Here is a 16863-nt window from a genome sequence, read left to right as displayed (position 1 = left end):
ATGGCGGTGCCCGGGCCGCGGACACCCCCATGATGCGCCGTGCGGGCCGCGCGGCGCCGGGCACCCCGCCCGTCCCGGCGGCAGTTGACCCACCGGGACGGGGAGCCTGTACGTTCAGTCACCCTTTTCGGCCACACCTCGCCAATCGGAACATCACCCGTTCGTACTAGTCAGTCCGTCCCAAACCTGGGGGACCTTGTCCGGGCACCGGCGCCGGCCGACCATGGGAGGTTCCTCACCCAACCCTGACGGCATAACGGGCGTCACTGAAGTTATCGGAGGGTACCGGCAATCCCGAATGGTCCCACTAGTCTTCGGCGGAGCCATGGAACACATACGTCGCGCGGCCACCGCGCTCACAGTGCCGCTGATCGCGGCACCCCTGGTCGGGCAACCGGCCGTCGCGCTCGCGGCGCCCGCAGCGCGGCGCCCGGCCGCGGTGCGGACGGTGCCGGGTCAGGATCCGGTCGGCGGCCCCCGGCTCGGCGAGCGCGGGGTGGTGGTGGCGGCCGCGCCGGGCGTCAAGGCACCACCAAAGATCAACGCGGGCTCCTATCTCATCGCCGACGCGGGCACCGGGCAGGTGCTGGCCGCCAAGAACCCGCACGGGCACTTCCTGCCCGCCAGCGCGCTGAAGATGCTGACGGCCGTCGCGCTGATCCCGAAGCTGGACCCGGACGCCACCGTCCGGCCCACCCAGGAGACCTGCGACGTCGAGGGCACCAAGGTCGGGATGACGCCCCGCCTGACCTACAAGGTGTCGGACCTGTTCCACGCGCTGCTGATGGTGTCGGGCAACGACGCGGCGCTGGGCCTGGCCCAGGCCGCCGGCGGGCTGCGGCCGACCCTGGACACGATGAACGCCGAGGCCAGGCGGCTGCGGGCGGGTGACACGCTGGCCGGGTCGCCCAACGGCCTCGACAAGGACCTCGGGCTGAGCGTCAGGACCCAGCACACCTCCGCCTACGACCTGGCGCTGATCATGCGGCAGGGGCTCAAGATGCCCGCGCTGCGCACCTACATCGGCAAGAACGATCACTTCTGGCCGGCGCCGCCCACCAAGGAGGAGCGCAAGAAGGGCAAGAAGACCGGCGGCTACCCGATCTACTCGCACATCCGGCTGCTGCCCGGCCAGCGGTACGCCTACCGGGGCATGATCGGCGGCAAGAACGGCTTCACCCTGGCCGCCGGGCAGACCTTCGTGGGCGCCGCCCAGCGCGACGGCCGGACGATCATCGTGACGCTGATGAACGGCGAGAACCTGTGGCCGGACACCACCGAACTGCTGGACTGGGGCTTCGCGTACGCCGGCAAGGCCAGTCCGGTCGGGGTGCTGGTCGACCCGGTGGACACCACCAAGCCCACCCCCAAGCCGCGCGGGACCGGGCTGCTGCCCACCGGCCCGCTGCCGGGCGGGTCGTCCGGCGGTGACTGGGTGGTGCTGGGCGGCGCCGCCGGCGCCGCCGTGCTGGTCGCGGGCGGCCTGTTCCTGCTGCTGCGCCGCCGCCGGCAGGCCGGAGCCGGCCCCGCGCCGCAGTACGGGCCGGCGCAGACCACACCGACGCAGACCGGGCCCGCTCAGAGCGGACCTCCGCCGTACCTGCACGGCGGACCGGGCGGCCGGGCACCGGACGACGACCGGCCACAGGGCTCCCCTGACGAGGCCAGGAACTGACGTCCCCGGGGCCTACGACCGGGAACGGGCACCGCGCTAACGCTCCACGACCGGAGTCGGTTTCGCCGCCCTGGCCTGCCCCGGCTCTCGGCCCGATCCCCGATCCGGTGCCTGATCCGCCTCCCGGACCGGCTCACGATCCGACGCCCGGTCCGCCTCCGGGTGCGGCTCCCGGTCCGGCTCGTGGTCGGTACGTCCGTTCCGGGGCGTCCGGTCGTCGCAGGGGCCGGAGTCGACCTTGTTGGCCTCGTTGGCGGCGTCCGCCCGCAGCACGACGCGGCGGGTGGCCGTCCAGGCGGCACTGAAGATCAAAAAGCGCGCCACCACGTCGATCCACACCAGCAGCCCGGCCACCACGGCGAACGACACGTACACCGGGTTGCGGGCGATGTGGGTCACCACCAGGGTGCCGGCCAGCTTGAGGATCTCGAAGCCGACCGCACCGAACAGCGCGCCCCGCAGCACGTCCCGCCAGGGCGCCCGGGTTCCCGACACCCGGGAGAACAGCATCAGGAAGATCAGCGTGTTGAAGCCGGTCGCCACCGCCAGCGACAGCAGCCGCAACGCGGTGCCCGCCCCGGGCGTGTCGCCCAGCCCCACCCAGTCCAGCACCGTGTGGCTGGCCTGGCCGGTGACCGTGGACACCACCACCGACAGGATCAGCATGCTGCCCAGGAACGCCAGCGTGCCGATGTCGTACAGCTTCTTGAGAAAGAAGTTGCCGCCGCCGGTCGGGTCGCCCAGCCAGATGTCGCGCAGCGCCTCGCGCACCGCGTTCATGCAGCCCAACCCGGTGAACAGCAGCCCGGCCAGGCCGATGACGCCGGCCGCGCTCCGGGCCTCGGCGATCTGCTCGACCCGCAGTTCGCCGTTCAGGCCGGGCAGCAACTCGGTGAACGCCTGCACCATGTACCGCCGGGCCTCCTCGCTGATCCCCACCAGGTAGCCCAGCAGCGAGTACCCCAGCGCGACCAGCGGGAAGAACGACAGGAACGCGTAGAAGGTGATCGCGGCGGCCAGCCGGTCACCGCGCTTGTCGTCGTAGCGTTCGAAGGCGCGGGCCAGATGGTCGAACCATGCCGAGCGGCGACGGGCCCCGTGCAGCGCCTCGACCACCAGATCCCAGCCCGACGTCACGCGCTGCCAGATGCCGCCGATCACCCGCACCATGACCCGTTCTGTACCCCCTGTGCACGGGTCGATTCGGCGAGAAGTCAGCCGTCCGGCGGCCGATCGGCCTCCTGGGGACCCGCCCCGCCGGCGCCGAACGTGTAGTCCCGCAGCGGGCGCCACACCCCGTCCGGGCCGTGCTCGTACAGCGAGAAGCCCCGCACGACGAACTCGGCCCGGTAGTCGGCCAGCTCCTTGAACGCCCGGTCCAGCGTCCGTTCGGACAGCTCGTGCGCCACCGTCACGTGCGGGTGGTAGGGGAACTGCAGGTCACGGGCGAGCGGACCGCTGCGGATCTTGGCCTCGATCCGCTCGCACGCGCCGATGCCGTCGGCCAGCGCGACGAACACCACCGGGGTGACCGGCCGGAACGTGGCGGTGCCGCTGAGCCGGATGGCGAACTCGTGCTCGCCCTCGGCGACCAGCCGCAGATGCTCCTCGATCAGCGGCAGCCGGCCGCCGTCCACCTCGGTCGGCGGCAGCAGCGTGATGTGGGTCGGGATGGAACGTGCCAGCGGGTCGCCGAACGACTCCCGCCAGCGCTGCAACTGCGGGCCGTACGGATCGGGGATCGCGATCGCCACCCCGATCGTGCGGGGATCGGCGGTCGGGCCGGGCTCCCCCGGCGCCTCCGGCCGGCCCCCCGTCAGCGGATCGTCACAGACCACGTCCCACGAATCCCACGCGTTCGCGCACGACCTCCATGGTCCGCGCGGCGACCGCACCGGCCCTGGCGGCCCCGTCGGCCAGGATGCGGTCCAGCTGCTTGTCGTCCTCCAGCAGCCGCTCGGTGCGCTCGCGGATCGGGGTGAACGTGTCGAGCAGCAGCTGGGCCAGGTCCTTCTTGAGCTGCCCGTAACCCTGCCCGGCATAACGCTGCTCCAGCTCGGCCACCGGGACGCCCTCCAGCGCGGCGTGGATCCGCAGCAGGTTGGTGACGCCGGGCTTGTTCTCCTCGTCGTAGCGGATCTCGGTGCCGGTGTCGGTGACCGCGCGCATGATCTTCTTGCGCATCGGGCCGGGGTCCTCCAGCACCTCCACGATGCCCTGCGGGGTGGAGGCCGACTTGCTCATCTTGACCCGCGGCTCCTGCAGGTCGGTGATCTTGGCGGCGCCCTGCGGGATGTAGGCCCCGGGCAGCACGAAGGTCTCGCCGAACCGATGGTTGAAGCGCTGCGCCAGGTCGCGGGTCAGCTCCAGGTGCTGCCGCTGGTCCTCGCCCACCGGCACCTGCAGCACCTGCCCCTCGCCGGGCTCGGGCGTGTAGAGCAGGATGTCGGCGGCCATCAGGATCGGGTAGGTGAACAGCCCCACGCTGGCGGCCGAGGCCCCGTGCTTGGCCGACTTGTCCTTGAACTGGGTCATCCGGCCGGCCTCGCCGAAGCCGGTCAGGCAGCTGAGCACCCAGGCCAGCTCGGCGTGCTCGGGCACGTGGCTCTGCACGAACAGCGCCGAGCGCTCGGGGTCCACGCCCATCGCCAGCAGCTGGGCGGCGGCCGCCCTGGTGCGGCGACGCAGCGCCTGCGGGTCGTGCTCCACGGTGATCGCGTGCAGGTCCACCACACAGTAGAACGCCTCGTGGGTGTCCTGCAGCGCCACCCACTGCCGCAGTGCGCCCAGGTAGTTGCCCAGGTGGAAGGAGTCGGCGGTGGGCTGGATGCCGGACAGCACGCGTGGCGCGGTTACCGAGGACATAGGCACGATTCGATTCTGTCAGGCTCCGTCGGAGGCGACGTCCCGAGGTGTGTCGTCCTCTGGGACGCCGCCCGCCGCGGAGAGGTTCGGGGCCGCCCCCGGGCCCGGTGCTTCCCCCCGGTCGGCCGGTGGCGGCAGCGGCATGACGCGCACGCGTGCCACTCGCCGCCCGTCCATGCCCGCCACCGTGAGCCGGTGCCCGGCGGACTCCACCGCGTCACCGGCCGCCGGCACCCGGCCGAGGACGGCCATGAGATGCCCGGCGACGGTCTCGTAGGGACCCGGCGGCAGCCGGATCCCGGTCTCGGCGGCGAAGGCGTCCAGGTTGAGCAGCCCGTCGACCTCCACGGCCCCGCCGTGCAGCCGGCGCGCCTGCGCGTCCTGCACATCATATTCGTCCCTGATATCGCCGATGAGCTCCTCGACCAGGTCTTCCAGGGTGACGATCCCGGCGGTTCCCCCGTATTCGTCCATCACGATCGCCAGGTGGTGGCGCTCGCGCCGCATCTGCGACAGGACGCTGAGCACCCGCATGGAGGCGGGCAGGTACTTCACCGGGCGGACCAGGTCGCCCACGCAGGTGGCGCGGCGGTCCGACACCGCCGGATCGAGCAGGTCGCGGACGTGGACGAACCCGATCACCTCGTCGTGGGAGTCCCGGTAGACGGGGAAGCGGGAGTGCGGGCTGGCGGCGACGGAGCGGGCGGCCTCGTGCAGCGGCAGCCGCGCGTCCAGGAACCGCACCTCGGTCCGCGGCACCAGCACCTCACGCAGTTGCCGGTCGGCGACCGCCAGCCTGGCCTGTAGCTCCTCCTGGACGACCCGGCCGGCGACGGTGGCCCGCTCCCCCGCCGGAGCCTCCTGCGGGGGAGGCCGCGGGGCCTGCCGGGGCGGCGCGAGCCGACCCGCGAGCCGACCCGCGAGCCGGGACAGCAGCCACAGCACGGGACGGGAGCAGCAGGCGAGCACGACCAGCACGGCCAGCCCTGCGTACTGCGCATACTGCGGCACCTCGGGGAACGTCATCGCCGCGGGCTCTCCGGCGCGGGTCTGTGCGGATCGTCGTCCATCATCGGGCCAAGTATGGGCGGGCCTGCCGAGTGTCGGTCTACCCATTCCCACCTCGGTCAAGCCGTAGTCGATCATTGCGGGCGGCCGCCGCGGCCCCGGCGGCTACGCTGGTAGCCCCCGCCGGCCCGTCCGCCCATCTCTGGAGGATTTTCGTGAAGCTGCTCGTCACCGGAGGCGCCGGTTTCATCGGCAGCGTGGTCACCGCCCAACTGCTGGAGGCGGGGCACGAGGTGGTCGTGCTCGACGACCTGTCCACCGGCCACGAGGACGCGGTGCCCGAGGGCGCCACGCTGGTGCGCGGCACCATGCGCGAGCGCGCCCTGGACGTGCTGGAGGGCGCCGGGTTCGATGCCGTGCTGCATTTCGCGGCCAGGTCGCTGGTGGGCGAGTCCGTCCAGAAGCCCGGCCTGTACTGGGACCGCAACCTGGGCGAGTCGCTGGCGCTGCTGGACGCGATGCGGCAGAGCGGGGTGGCACGGATCGTGTTCTCCTCCACGGCCGCCACCTACGGGGAGCCGGAGTCCACCCCGATCCTGGAGACCGACCCGACCCGCCCGACCAACCCGTACGGGGCGTCCAAGCTGGCGATCGACACGACGCTGACCGAGTACGCCCGGCTGTTCGGCTTCGGCGCGGTGTCGCTGCGCTACTTCAACGTGGCGGGCGCCTACGGCCGGTTCGGCGAGCGGCACGCGGTGGAGACCCACCTGATCCCGAACGTGCTGGCGGTGGCGGCCGGCACCCGCGATGCGGTGCACGTCTTCGGGGAGGACTACCCGACCTCGGACGGCACCTGCGTGCGCGACTACATCCACGTGGTGGACCTGGGCGTGGCGCACCTGCTGGCACTGGAGGCGTGCGCGCCGGGCCGCCACCAGATCTTCAACCTGGGCAGCGGCAGCGGCTCCTCGGTACGCGAGGTCGTGGAGGTCTGCCGGGAGGTGACCGGCCACCCGATCCCGGTCCAGGCCGGGCCGCGCCGAGCCGGCGACCCGGCGGTGCTGGTGGCCTCCTCGGACAAGATCAGGTCCGAGCTGGGCTGGAAGCCGGAGCGCGACCTGCGCCTGATGGTCTCCGACGCGTGGACGTTCCTGCGGTCCCAGGCGTGAACACGCTGGTCGCCGCCTTCGAGGAGGCTTACGGCCGGGCGCCGCAGGGCGTGTGGCGGGCGCCCGGCCGAGTCAACCTGATCGGCGAGCACACCGACTACAACGACGGGCTGGTGCTGCCGTTCGCGCTCGCGCAGGGTGTGTCGGTGGCCGCCGCCCGCCGGGACGACGGGGTGCTCGAACTGCGGTCCCTGCAGGCCGCCGCCGACGGCCGCAGCCTGCCGATCGACGGGCTGGCGCCCGGCACGGTGGACGGCTGGGCGGCCTACCCGGCGGGAGTGGCCTGGGTGCTGCGGGAGCACGGGGCCGGCGGCGCGTCGCTGCTGGTCGACTCCGACCTGCCGCAGGGCGCCGGGCTGGCGTCCTCGGCGGCGCTGGAGTGCGCCACCGCGCTGGCCCTGTGCGACCTGTACGGGCTGGAGATCGAACGCGCCGAGCTGGCCCGGCGGGCCCGGCGGGCCGAGGCGGAGTTCGCCGGCGTGCCGTGCGGGATCATGGACCAGTCGGCGGCGCTGCTGTGCACCGCCGGGCACGCGCTGCTGCTGGACTGCCGCAGCGGCCTGTCCGGGCAGGTCCCGCTGCGGCTGGGTGAGGACCTGTCGCTACTGGTGGTCGACACCCGCGCCGCCCATGCCCTGACCGGCGGCGAGTACGCGCGGCGCCGCGCCGAGTGCGAGCAGGCCGCCGCGCTGCTCGGGCTGGACTCACTGCGCGACGTGACCGACCTGGCGAGCACCCTGGAACGTCTGCCGGCCGTGCAGAGCAGGCCGTCCCTCCCGTTCCGGCGCAGGTCCGGGCAGACGGGACCGGACCCGGCCACGCTGCGGCGGCGCGTCCAGCACGTCGTCACCGAGAACCACCGGGTCGAGGCGACGGTGGGCCTGCTGCGCGCCGACGCCCTCGCCGAGATCGGCGGCATGCTCACCGCCTCCCACCTGTCGCTGCGGGACCAGTTCGAGGTCTCCTGGCCGCAGGCGGACGCGACGGTGGAGGCCGCGCTGCGGGCGGGGGCGCGAGGCGGGCGCATGGTGGGCGGCGGCTTCGGCGGCTCGGTCCTCGTCCTGACCGCCACCGACCGTGCCACCCACGTCCGCGAGGCCATCGACGCCGCCTACCAGGCCCGCGGCTGGCCCGCCCCCCACTACCAGGACGCCGTCCCCTCCCAGGGCGCCCACCGCATCCTCTGACGGCTCCAACAGCCGCCACCCGCCGCTTACTCGGCGGTGAGCTGGTCGCGGAACTCGGCGGCGGTGGCGGCGGCGCCATGCTCGTCCAGCTCGGTGAAGCCCTGGATGGACTCCTCCAGCCTGGCCAGCGCCTCCTCGGTCCGGCCGGCGTTGGCGAGCAGACGGGCCTCGTCGTAGGACGTCACTGCCGTCTCCCAGGTCAGCGCCGCCGGGTTCTCCTCGGGAAGGTCGCCGAGGGCGGCGCGGGCCACGCCCATCTCACGCAGCCCGTCGTCGAGCCGGCCGCTCCACATCAGGCACATCGCGTGGCGGCGGCGGGTGCGGACCACCCCGTAGGGATCACCGGCGGCGGCGAACGCCTCGGCCGCCTCGACGTACCGTTCGGCGGCCAGGGCGTCCTTGTCGGCGCCGGTCAGCACGTCGGCGGCCTTCTCCAGCAACTGGGCGGACAGGCCGGGGTGCTCCTCGTCGCGGGCCAGGCCGGTGTAGGTCTCGGCCGCCTCCTCTTCCTCGCCCATCTCCTGCGCCTGGGCCAGCAGGTAGCGGCAGCGGTGCTCGGCGTCGGTGTCCTGAAGGCGGGTCAGCATGGGCCACGCCTCCTCGGCGACCTCGGCCGCCTCGAAGTGGCGTTCGGCGTTGAGCAGCGCGACGGTCAGGTCCAGCCGGGAGTAGGCCGCCTGCGGGTAGGCGCCCTCGGCGGTGAAGACGGCGACCGCCTCGACCAGGTCCTCGACCGCCTCGGCGTGGCGGCCGTGGGCCGTCAGCCGGTTCCCGCGCACCGCGTACACGGAGGCCCGCAGCCCGGGCTGGCCCGCGGGGGCGTTGGCGATCGCCTCCTCCAGCAGCGCCAGCGCCTCGTCGGCGGAGGGGTCCTCCGGGGGCTGCGCCTCCTCGCCCATCAGGACCTGGGCGAGCATGAACGCCGTCTCCGCCAGCAGCCCGCCGCCGCCCAGCTCCCGGAAAGCGGCGCAGGCCCGGCGGAAGGCGGAGACCGTCTCGGGCATGTCCCCCAGCCGGGCCAGGGCCCGCGCCCGCACCATCTCGACCTCGGCGGCGTCCAGCGCATCGGTCGGCCGGGCGGCGGCGAGCACCGCCAGTGCCTCCTGCCCCCGGTCGGCGTTGACGTGGGCGTCGGCGAGCCGCAGCCGGGCCGAGACCGCCCGCCGGCTGCCGGGGGCCAGCGCGTCGAGCCGGGCCAGCGACGAGGTCAGCAGCTCCATGCCCTCGTCCGCGCGGCCCATGGCGCACAGCAGGGAACCGGTGCGGCTGCGGGCGTTCTGCGCGCGGGCCTCGTCACCGGCCTGGGTGTGCAACCCGGCCGCCCGGTCCCACTCGGCCAGCGCGCCCTCCGCGTCGCCGGCCGCCATCCGCTCGAATCCCGTCCCGTCGGCCCGCCGCCCCGCCTGGGCGGGCGTCGGCTCGGGGACCAACTCGTCAAAGCGGTGCCAGGCCGCCAGTGCAGCTGTCATGTCGCGGCGGGTCCACGCTTTCTCCGCCGCGTCCAGCAGCGCGTCCGGCCCGGTCGGCTCAGTCGGCTCGGGTGCCCGCACCGGCTCGGGAACGGGCGTCGGGCGTCGGGCGTACGGGGTCAGCGGCAGGTGCTCGACGATCGGCTCGGCCTCCAGCACCGCGCGGATCCGCTCGCCCTGCCGGGAGCTGCCGTTGCGGGCGTCGAACCGTTCCGCCAGCGTCAGGGCCTGCGCCGTCAGCTCGTCCCGCAGCTCGGCGGCGGGCACGTCCCGCCCGTCCGGGCGGGACAGCGGCAGCCCCTCGTCGGCGCCCGCCTCCGCCAGCCGCCGCAGCACCAGCGCGGACGCCGCCGCGAAGCGCATCGCCGCGTACGGGCTGGGCGCCCGGTCCAGCCAGCCCAGATGCCGCTGCACGATCTCCAGGCCGCGCGCCTGGTTACCGGTCAGCGCGCAGAACTCCAGATGGTCGGCGATGTCCGTCAGGTCGCGAAGGTTGGCGCGGACCAGCCGGTAGGCGCGGCGGTGAGCCCGTCCGGCCTCCTCCATCTGCCCGGTGCGCAGGTAGGCCGGCAGCAGCGCGGTGAGGATGCTCTGCGGCTGCTCGGTGCAGTTGAGCTCGGCGGACAGCACCGGGGCGGCGATCGCCAGGGCCTCCTCGTGGCGTCCCCGCCCGGTCAGATGGCGGACCTTGCCGGTCGGGTCGCAGCCTTGGCAGTCCGACAGCTCGTCTCGGGGCGCGGCGTGCCACTTGGCGAACCACTCGTCAGCCGCCGCGTCGTCGCCCACGTGCCGGACCACCACGTGCCGGTAGTGGTAAACGGCCTGCATGCTGTGCCCGCCGAGCCGGTAGCGCCGCTCCATGTCGTCCAGGACGGCGTAAGTCCGGTCGAGCGGGATCTCCGGGAACAGCGTCAGCGAGTTGACGATCCACTTGAAGTGCCACAGCAGCCGGTGCCCGCTGCCGAACCGGCCGGGATCGGCGTCGTGCTGGGACAGGCACCGGGTGAACGTGGTGAACATCTTGGCCGGTTCGCCGCCGTGCTGGTAGGCGGAGGTCAGCTCCATCCGTACCCGGTAGGCCAGCGCGTCGTCACCGGCGGCCTCCGCCCGGCGCAGCGCGTCCTCGACCAGCACGGTCCTGGCCTCCCCGTACGGCAGGTCGCCGGCCCGCGCCACCAGCGCGTAGACGTCATCGGTGCTCATGCGGAGTCTCCCGGCTTGTGCACGGCCCAGTCCAGCAGGCCCAGGAACGAACGGTTGAGCACGGCGGTGTCGGCCGCCCGCAGCGGATGGCGGCCCAGCAGCAGCGCCTGCCCGTACAGCCCCTGCACCGCGACCTCGATCAGCCCCTCCTCGGTCAGCGCGGTGATCCGCCTGGTCAGTGGGTTGCGGTGGTTGAGGACGAGCTGGGGGCGGTCGGCGGCCCGCAGGTCGCTCAGCGCGCCCAGCACGTCGGCCCACAGCTCGTCGGCCTGCTCGCGGGCCTCCTCCAGCTCGGCCTGGTGCCGCGCCGCCCGGCTGGTCAGGTACAGCGCCGGCAGGGACGCCGGGTCGAAGTCGCGGACGACCACCTCGCAGCCCAGCCGTTCGACGGCCCGCTGCGCGGCGGTCAGGAACGGGCGCAGCGCCAGCTCGGTGCCCGGGTCGAGCACCCCGAAGTGGGTGGTCAGCTCGGCCGGGTCCAGCCGGCGCAGCACCGCGTCCGGATCGATCCGCGGCAGCCGCTCGATGATCTCGGTGTCGTAGACGTAGCCGCCGTTGACCAGCCCCACGCCCTGCGCGCCCGACACTGCCGACAGTCGCCGGAACTCGTCCACGTCGGCGGTGTAGCGGCCGTCCGCGTGCCGGCGGCGGAACTCCGCCAGCGTCATCGGCCCCGCCGAGGTCTCGAACTCCAGCCATCGGTCGACGATCCGCAGCATCTCGTCGTCGTGCAGGGCCATCGCCTTGACCCCGAGGTGGTGCAGCCGTAGGAACCCGCGCAGCCGGGCCGGGTCGGTCTCGGCCAGCCGCACCAGCCACTGCCGGATCCGCTCGCCGAGCGCCTGCCGGGCCGACTCCAGCAGTTCGTCCTCGTACAGTGCCTCCCGGCTCGCGGTCGGCTTCAGCTCCCCGGCGTCCACCACGCAGCGCACGAAGAACGCCCAGTCGGGCAGCAGCCCCTCGACGTTCTCGGCCAGCAGCATCCGCTTGAGGTAGACCCGGTGGCCGCCGCGCGCCCCCGGTGACACCTGCTGCGGGATGACGAACGCCACCCCGGTCAGCCCGGCCTCCGGCACGTCTAGGTCGATCACGTCGTACGGCTCGAACCCGTACAGCTCGCGGCAGTACCCGGCCAGGGCCAGCCGCCGCCGGGCCGGGTCCGGATGGGACGCCCGCCAGGGCGGGCCGCCCCCGGTGATCTCCCGGCCGTCCACGGTGACGGTGAACGGCAGTAGCGACCCGTAGGCGCGGGCCAGCTCGGCGACCGTGGCGGGCGCGAGCAGCTCGGCGGCGCCGGGACGGGCCCGCAGCGCGACCGTGGTGCCCGGCTCGTCCCGCTCGGCCGCCCCGACCCGGTAGCGGCCGTCGGCGTAGCCGGTCCAGGCGACGGCGGCGCCGCCGCGCGCCGACCGGGTGACGACCTCGATCTCGTCGGCGACCAGGAACGCCGACAGCAGCCCGATGCCGAACTGGCCGAGGAAGTCGTGCCGGGCGAACCCCAGCTCGTCCCGCTTGGAGGAACGGCCGATGGTGGCCAGCAGCCGGTGGACCTCCTCCTCGGTCAGGCCCACCCCGTCGTCGTGGACGCGCAGCACCCCGCCGCCGGTCTCGATCCGCACCTCGCCGGTGCCCGAACCGCGGGCGGTGATCGCGTCCACCGCGTTCTGCAACAGCTCGCGCAGGTAGACGCGCGGGCTGGAGTACAGATGGCGGCTGAGCAGATCGACCACACCGCGAAGATCAACTTGAAACGCCTGGTCGGCCACCCGCCGAATCCTCCTGATCGCCCCGGAATGCGAGGGGCAGCCTATCGCCACCGCCCCCGCCCACCACCTGCTTTTCCACCGGGACCGGCCACACTGACGACACCGCGCAGGAGATCGGTGAACGCCACCCCCACAAGGACCGACGAACGACACCGCGCAGGGGATCAGTGGACGACGCCGCGCAAGGGTCCGGCAGATGGCATCGCGCGGGTGGTCAGTGGCGGGGGCGTCCCCGCCACGGCAGGAACCGGCGGTGCGACCCGAGCGCCGCCCACAGCGTCGCCGGGGGAATGCGGACGTCCAGGTTCTCCATGTCCGTCTCCTTGCGGCCGATGGCCGTCTCCCTGTCCACACCGGCGAACAGCAGGACGTCGGTGGCGGCCATCCGCACCAGCGTGCGCCCGGTGGTCAGCAGCGAGTACGTCTCCGACAGCTCGGAGAGCCGGTGCAGGATGTGCATCGCCCCGCGCGCCGCACGCCGGCGGACGTCGTGGTCGCCGGGCGCCCGCGCCAGCACGCGCACCGCCTCGGCCAGCTCGCGCACCAGCGGTGCCAGCTCGGCGCGTTCGTCCGCCCGTGCGGCCAGCGCGGTACGGCCGAGCGCGAAACAACTGCTGCCGAGCAGGTCGAGCCGTTCGGCCTCGGCGCTCTCGCGGGCGATGACCTCGGCCCGCCGCCACCACAGCAGCGTGTGCCGGATGTACCGGCTGCGCTGCCGGGCGTCGCCGAGGTCGGTCAGCCGGTCACTGGCGTCGCGCAGCCTTGCGATCGCCCGGCACACCGGCTCGACGTCCTCGTGCTCCAGCGCCTCGGCGGTCTGCTCCAACCCGTCGGCCATCCCCGCCAGCGCGGCCGCCTCGGCCCGGCGCAGCAGCCCGATCGGCTCGGACGGGAACAGCAGCTGGCTGAACGTCAGCGCCACCCCGGCCCCGATGAACGCGTCGACGAGCCGCTGGCCGCCGGCCTCGGGATAGCCGAGGGCGATGGTGAGGATCGCGCCGGCCGCCGCCTGGCCGATCACGATCCGCTGAGCGTTGATCATCACCGCGATGGTCATCGACCCGAAGACGGCGATCGCCAGCGCCCGGTACCCCGTCCCGACGTACAGCGCCAGCTCGGCGACCGCGATGCCCACGACGACCCCGACCAGCAGCCGCACCGAGTTGAGCCCCCGGCCGCCCCGCGCCGCGTTGAGCCCGATGACGGCCGCGATCGGGCTGAAGAACGGCTGGTGGTGGTGGACCAGGTGCTTGGCGATCAGCCAGGCCAGGGTCGCCGCGGCGGTGCCCTGCAGCACCAGCCACGCGTTCTCCCGCACCCGGCCGCACGCGCCGCGGACGGCACGGCCCGCCGCCGAGCACCACCGGTGCGCGTCGGCGCCGCCGAGCCGGGCCACGGCCCTCAGCCTGTCCGTACCGCCCATACCGGGCCCCGCACCGGCCGGGCCGGCGGCGTCCCGCGGCCGGCCGGGAACTCGGTCACCGGGCCCCGGACGCCCGGCTCGGTGGAACGTGTCATGCCGACTCCCTCCCGGACCGGAGGCCGTCCGGCGCCGGGCTATGGCCGACCTGTCCCACCTGCCGTTCGGTAAACCTCTGCACCCGGTCACCGGGCGTCCGGCCCGCCGTGCGCCGGCCGCGCCCCCGGACCTGCGGGCCGGGCCGGCACCTGCTCGGCATCCGGCCCGATCGCCCTCCAGGGCTCGTACCCAGGCCGCCCGGCTCCCCCGGCCACCGCCGTACGGGACCCGCCGTTCCGCGACCGCTCCCGTCCGGCGGCTCGGCGTCCGCCCGGAAAAGCCCTGGCGGGCGGGGGCGTGTCGCCCCCGCCCGCCAGGATGGACGGATCCGTGCCGAACCGGTCAGATGAGGCCCAGGCCGCGGACGGCGTCGCGCTCCTCGGCCAGCTCGGCCACCGAGGCGTCGATCCTCCCGCGCGAGAAGTCGTCGATCTCCAGGCCCTGGACGATCTCCCACCGGCCGCCGGAGCAGGTCACCGGGAACGAGGAGACCAGGCCCTCGGGGACGCCGTAGGAGCCGTCGGAGACCACGGCCATGGAGGTCCAGTCGCCCTCGGCGGTGCCGTTCACCCAGGTGTGCACGTGGTCGATCGCGGCGCCGGCGGCCGAGGCGGCCGACGAGGCGCCCCGGGCCTCGATGATGGCGGCGCCGCGCTTGGCGACGGTCGGGATGAAGTCGTTCTCCAGCCACGCCTGGTCGTCGACGACCTCGGCGGCGCCGCGCCCGTTGATCTCGGCGTGGAAGATGTCCGGGTACTGGGTGGCCGAGTGGTTGCCCCAGATGGTCATCTTCTTGATGGCCGAGACCGGCACCCCGGCCTTCTTGGACAGCTGGGCCAGCGCGCGGTTGTGGTCCAGGCGGGTCATCGCGGTGAACCGGTCGGCCGGGACGTCCGGCGCGTGCGAGCGGGCGATCAGCGCGTTGGTGTTGGCCGGGTTGCCGACCACCAGCACCCTGACGTCCTCGGCGGCGTGCGCGTTGATGGCCTCGCCCTGCGGCTTGAAGATGCCGCCGTTGGCCTCCAGCAGGTCGCCGCGCTCCATCCCCTTGGTGCGCGGGCGGGCGCCGACCAGCAGCGCGACGTTGGCGCCGTCGAAGGCGGTCTTGAGGTCGTCGGTGATGTCGATGCCGGCCAGCAGCGGGAAGGCGCAGTCCTCCAGCTCCATCGCGGTGCCCTCGGCGGCCTTGACGGCCTGCGGGATCTCCAGCAGCCGCAGCCGGACGGGTACGTCCGGGCCGAGCAGCTGCCCGGAGGCGATCCGGAACAGCAGCGCGTAGCCGATCTGCCCGGCGGCGCCGGTGACGGTGACGGTGACTGGGGTGCTGGTCATGGCCTTCATCTCCTGGCGGAGCCTGACGAGCTCAGGCGACGGGTCGTCGGGATCTCTCGTTGTCGAGATAGTTCGAGGCCAGGCTATCGCGCCCCGCCCGGCCTGAGGTCCGGGGGCCTCGCGTGCGACAACGCGAAGGCCGCCCCGGAGACTCCGGGGCGGCCTTCGATGACCTCATCCCCGCGTACGCGGGGCCAACTCTTGGTCGCCCTCGACCAGCAGCGCCAGGTCGGGACCATCCCCGCAGCAGCGGGGAGTGATCACTTTACTACTTCTCGCTGACCTTCTTCTGGAGGTTGACGTCGAGCGCGTGCAGGAACTCCTGCGTGGTCAGCCACTCCTGCTCACCCGGGACGAGCAGGGCCAAATCCTTGGTCATCTGGCCGCTCTCGACGGTCTCGATGCAGACCTGCTCCAGCGTCTCGGCGAACGCGGTGACCTCGGGGGTGTTGTCGAGCTTGCCCCGGTGGGCCAGGCCGCGGGTCCAGGCGAAGATGGACGCGATCGGGTTGGTGGAGGTCGGCTTGCCCTGCTGGTGCTGCCGGTAGTGACGGGTGACCGTGCCGTGCGCGGCCTCGGCCTCCACCGTCCTGCCGTCCGGGGTCATCAGCACCGAGGTCATCAGGCCGAGCGAGCCGAAGCCCTGGGCGACGGTGTCGGACTGCACGTCACCGTCGTAGTTCTTGCAGGCCCAGACGTAGCCGCCCTCCCACTTCATGGCCGCGGCGACCATGTCGTCGATCAGGCGGTGCTCGTAGGTCAGGCCCTTGGCCTCGAAGTCGGCCTTGAACTCGGCCTCGAAGATCTCGGCGAACACGTCCTTGAACATGCCGTCGTAGGCCTTGAGGATCGTGTTCTTGGTCGACATGTAGACCGGGAACTCGCGGTCCAGGCCGTACCGGAACGAGGCGCGCGCGAAGTCCTCGATGGACTTGCGGTAGTTGTACATCGCCATCGCGACGCCGCCGCCCTCGGGGTACTGGGCGACCTGGAACTCGATCGGCTCCGAGCCGTCCTCGGGGGTGAACGTCACGGTCAGCGTGCCGGGGCCGGGCACCTTGAAGTCGGTGGCCTTGTACTGGTCACCGTGCGCGTGCCGGCCGATGACGATCGGCTTGGTCCAGCTGGGCACCAGCCGGGGGATGTTGGAGACGATGATCGGCTCGCGGAAGACCACGCCGCCCAGAATGTTGCGGATCGTTCCGTTGGGGGAACGCCACATCTGCTTGAGGCCGAACTCCTCCACCCGGGCCTCGTCAGGGGTGATCGTGGCGCACTTGACACCGACGCCGTACTTCCTGATGGCGTTGGCGGCGTCCACGGTGACCTGGTCGTCAGTGGCGTCGCGGTGCTCGATCCCGAGGTCGTAGTACTTCAGGTCGACGTCCAGGTAGGGGAGGATCAGCTGGTCCTTGATGAAGTGCCAGATGATCCGGGTCATCTCGTCGCCGTCGAGTTCGACGACGGGGCCCGCTACTTTGATCTTGGGCATGCTGTTGCTGTCCCTTTCCACACCGGCCAGCAGTCCTTCGTAAGGCTCACTGGGGAGGCTATCCGAGCCCGATCACAGGTCTAGACCTGGCCCGACACTTCGCTGCATCTCGGTACATTTTCGCAGGTGTGATCACGCCGATCGGCCACCGCAGTCCACCGCAGTCGGCGCGGGA

General features: G+C 73.0%; 12 protein-coding genes. 3 read left to right on the top strand and 9 right to left on the bottom strand.

Annotated features, from left to right (window positions below; genetic code table 11):
* Positions 1-325 precede the first annotated feature (325 nt).
* The gene (locus C4U03_RS12905) at positions 326-1675 is read left to right on the top strand and encodes a D-alanyl-D-alanine carboxypeptidase family protein (protein ID WP_200827207.1); all 1350 of its coding nucleotides are present in this window, start codon (positions 326-328) and stop codon (positions 1673-1675) included.
* A 36-nt stretch (positions 1676-1711) separates the two neighbouring features.
* Here C4U03_RS12905 and C4U03_RS12900 read toward each other — a convergent pair whose 3' ends face one another.
* Genes C4U03_RS12900 through C4U03_RS12885 form a run of 4 tightly spaced genes read right to left on the bottom strand, consistent with a single transcriptional unit; the run spans position 1712 to position 5566 of the window.
* Positions 1712-2845, bottom strand: coding sequence for a YihY/virulence factor BrkB family protein (locus tag C4U03_RS12900; RefSeq protein ID WP_200827206.1), 1134 nt, complete (start codon positions 2843-2845; stop codon positions 1712-1714).
* Between the two features lie 44 nt (positions 2846-2889).
* On the bottom strand, positions 2890-3513 hold the full coding sequence (locus C4U03_RS12895) for a 2'-5' RNA ligase family protein (protein ID WP_235017805.1): 624 nt from the start codon (positions 3511-3513) through the stop codon (positions 2890-2892).
* Positions 3503-4540, bottom strand: coding sequence for a tryptophan--tRNA ligase (gene trpS, locus C4U03_RS12890; RefSeq protein WP_103937945.1), 1038 nt, complete (start codon positions 4538-4540; stop codon positions 3503-3505). Before trpS ends, C4U03_RS12895 begins: the two co-directional genes overlap by 11 nt.
* An 18-nt stretch (positions 4541-4558) precedes the next feature.
* Complete coding sequence (locus C4U03_RS12885) at positions 4559-5566, bottom strand: hemolysin family protein (RefSeq protein WP_200827205.1); 1008 nt, start codon at positions 5564-5566, stop codon at positions 4559-4561.
* Between the two features lie 197 nt (positions 5567-5763).
* On the opposite strand from C4U03_RS12885, the gene galE reads away from it, so the two are divergent.
* Positions 5764-6720, top strand: coding sequence for a UDP-glucose 4-epimerase GalE (gene galE / locus C4U03_RS12880; RefSeq protein WP_103937943.1), 957 nt, complete (start codon positions 5764-5766; stop codon positions 6718-6720).
* Complete coding sequence (gene galK / locus C4U03_RS12875; protein WP_103937942.1) at positions 6717-7907, top strand: galactokinase; 1191 nt, start codon at positions 6717-6719, stop codon at positions 7905-7907. The genes galE and galK overlap by 4 nt, the downstream gene beginning before the upstream one ends.
* A 26-nt stretch (positions 7908-7933) precedes the next feature.
* On the opposite strand, the gene C4U03_RS41790 is transcribed toward galK, so the two are convergent.
* The 5 genes from C4U03_RS41790 to C4U03_RS12850 all read right to left on the bottom strand — a co-directional run bounded on the left by C4U03_RS41790 (position 7934) and on the right by C4U03_RS12850 (position 16688).
* Positions 7934-10579, bottom strand: a complete 2646-nt coding sequence (locus tag C4U03_RS41790; protein ID WP_103937941.1) for a hypothetical protein — start codon at positions 10577-10579, stop codon at positions 7934-7936.
* Entirely contained in the window at positions 10576-12345 is a 1770-nt protein-coding gene (locus tag C4U03_RS12865; protein WP_103937940.1) for an HSP90 family protein, read from the bottom strand. The genes C4U03_RS41790 and C4U03_RS12865 overlap by 4 nt, the downstream gene beginning before the upstream one ends.
* A 214-nt stretch (positions 12346-12559) precedes the next feature.
* Positions 12560-13768 carry an FUSC family protein gene (locus C4U03_RS12860; RefSeq protein ID WP_103937939.1) on the bottom strand — a complete coding sequence of 403 codons (1209 nt, stop codon included), beginning with the start codon at positions 13766-13768 and terminating at the stop codon, positions 12560-12562.
* A 438-nt stretch (positions 13769-14206) separates the two neighbouring features.
* Positions 14207-15196, bottom strand: coding sequence for a malate dehydrogenase (locus C4U03_RS12855; RefSeq protein WP_103938013.1), 990 nt, complete (start codon positions 15194-15196; stop codon positions 14207-14209).
* Between the two features lie 268 nt (positions 15197-15464).
* Positions 15465-16688 (bottom strand): NADP-dependent isocitrate dehydrogenase, encoded by a 1224-nt coding sequence (locus C4U03_RS12850; protein WP_103937938.1) that lies wholly within the window; start codon positions 16686-16688, stop codon positions 15465-15467.
* Between the last annotated feature and the right edge of the window lie 175 nt (positions 16689-16863).

Source organism: Thermomonospora echinospora, from assembly GCF_900108175.1.
Lineage (GTDB): Bacteria > Actinomycetota > Actinomycetes > Streptosporangiales > Streptosporangiaceae > Thermomonospora > Thermomonospora echinospora.
The sequence above is the reverse complement of the archived record's forward strand: the minus strand, read 5'-3'. Positions and strand labels throughout refer to the sequence as shown.